Here is a 2241-nt window from a genome sequence, read left to right as displayed (position 1 = left end):
TACAGAGGTACTCGAACTCCTTGTCGCGCCGGTTCCAGCGGTCCCCCTCCTTGTCGTACTCGCGCGCGTCCTCGCGCAGCAGCGAGTCGCCGCACGCGATGCAGGTCACCGTCCGCCGGTCCCGGCTCTTCCGGGATCCCCACATGTGCGCTACCTCGGTCCCACCCTACTTAGCGTTTGGTGCGGAGCGGTCAGACCCGCGTCGCACGGGCGTCGTTCGAGGCGGACGCCGGCGACGTGCACACCTATAACGCTGGCACCGCTCCCCCCGGTATGACGATCCGCGAATCCAACCTCCCCGGCGTCGGGAAGAAGTTCGAGATCGAACTCGACGACGGCGAGATGATCGTCGTCATCCACAACACGGGTAAACGCGAGCTGTTCCGCCGCCCCGACCCGGACGCCGACTCGGAGAAGGTGTTCGAGTTCGGCGACGACCTCGCCCGGACGATCGGGTCGATCGTCGAGGGCGCGTACTTCCAGCCGGTCGAGCCCGACACGCAGGAGACGACCCTGCCCGGCGGCATCCTCCTGGAGTGGTACGAGATCCAGCCGGGGTCGCCGCTGATCGGCGAGACGCTGGAGAGCGCGGACATCGGCGACCGAACCGGGCTCGCCGTCGTCGCGCTCCAGCGCGGCGACGGGGTCGTCGACAGCCCGAGCGCGGACACCACGCTCCGCGAGGGCGACACGGTCATCGGGGTCGGGACACCCGAGGACTGCGCGGCGTTCGAGGAGCTCCTCACCGGATGAGCGGCCGCGACGACGCGGTCGGGGCGGCCCCTCGGGTCGCCCGTCTCGGGGGTAGCCGGTAGTGGCGCTGCTCGACGTCGGCGTCATGTTCGCCGCGGTCGCGGTCGCCGGGTGGGTCGCGAACCGCGCCGGTCAGTCCGTGATCCCCTTCTATATCGTCGCCGGGATGCTACTCGGGGAGTTCGTCCTCGGCCGGCTCTCCCTGCCGGCGGTCGGGACCGTCTACGTCCCCGAGACGGAGTTCATCGCGCTCGGCGCGGAGCTCGGGATCGTCTTCCTCCTGTTTTTCCTCGGGCTGGAGTTCAACCTCGACCGCCTGCTCGCGCGACGGCGCCAGATCGGGACCGCGGGGACGATCGACCTCGCGAACTTCGGGGCCGGGCTCGTCCTCGGGTGGCTCGTCTTCGGCGCGTTCCTCCCGGCGTTTCTGACCGCCGGGATCGTCTACATCTCCTCGTCGGCGGTGATCACGAAGTCGCTCATCGACCTCGGCTGGATCGCCAACGACGAGGCGGAGCCGCTGCTCGGGACCCTCGTCTACGAGGACCTGTTCATCGCCGTCTACCTCGCCGTGGCCTCGGCGCTCGTGCTCGGCGGCGGCGACGTGGGCGCGGCCGCGACGGACGTCGGGATCGCGATCGCGTTTATCCTCGTGCTGCTGGGGGCGGTCCAGTTCGGCACGCCCGCGTTCGACCGGCTGCTGGCGACCGACAACCCGGAGTTCGTCGCGCTCAGGTCGATCGCGACCGTGGTGCTCGTCGCCGGCGCGGCGCTCGCGCTCGGCGTCAGCGAGGCGGTCGCCGCCTTCTTCGTCGGGATGGCGTTCGCGTCGACGGAGTACGCCCACGGGGTCGAGACGCTGCTCGAACCCGTCCGCGACACGTTCGCGGCGGTGTTCTTCTTCTGGATCGGGCTCGTCACCGACCCGCTCCTCTTCGGCGGCGTGGCGGCGCTGATCGCGCTCGCGGTGCTCGTGACGACGCCGACGAAGCTCGTCACCGGCTTCTTCGCCGGGCGCGCCTTCGACCTCGACGCCAAGCGGTCGACCCGCGTCGCGCTCGGGATGACGACCCGCGGGGAGTTCTCGCTGATCATCGCGACGGTCGCCGTGACCGGGGCCGAGGCGGGGACGTTCGACCCGGCGGTCGCGCAGACGATCAACGCGTTCGCGGTCGGCTACGTCCTCGTGATGGCGATACTCGGCACGACGCTGATGCAGTACTCCGGGCCGTTCGAGTCGATCGCGGTCTCGTGGCTGGATCGCGGTGCCGGTGATGCGGATGGCGATCGTTTATAAATAGCCGACGATGGATCGACGGTAAACACCTCCAAAGCCCCAGCCGGGAGGCGGGCGCACGCTCGCTGCGGTCCTCGGTCGCTCACTCCGTTCGCTCCCTGTGGTCCTTACGTCGTCATCAGAACGCTCCGCGTTCTGATTGGCTCACGAGAGCGGAGCTCTCGTGAACGCCTGCGCCCGCCTCCCGACTG

General features: G+C 69.5%; 2 protein-coding genes. Both read left to right on the top strand.

Annotated elements, in window-relative coordinates; translation table 11 throughout:
- Positions 1 to 273: 273 nt before the first annotated feature.
- The gene (locus DJ73_RS12895) at positions 274 to 753 is read left to right on the top strand and encodes a cation:proton antiporter regulatory subunit (RefSeq protein ID WP_094558158.1); all 480 of its coding nucleotides are present in this window, start codon (positions 274 to 276) and stop codon (positions 751 to 753) included.
- A 61-nt stretch (positions 754 to 814) separates the two neighbouring features.
- A complete protein-coding gene (locus tag DJ73_RS12890; RefSeq protein ID WP_094524249.1) occupies positions 815 to 2050 on the top strand; it encodes a cation:proton antiporter in 1236 nt (411 codons plus the stop codon).
- Positions 2051 to 2241: the final 191 nt, after the last annotated feature.

The sequence above is a fragment of the Halorubrum sp. Ea1 genome (genome assembly GCF_002252965.1).
In the GTDB taxonomy this organism is placed as follows: domain Archaea; phylum Halobacteriota; class Halobacteria; order Halobacteriales; family Haloferacaceae; genus Halorubrum.
This window is presented reverse-complemented; position numbering and strand designations above follow the sequence as displayed.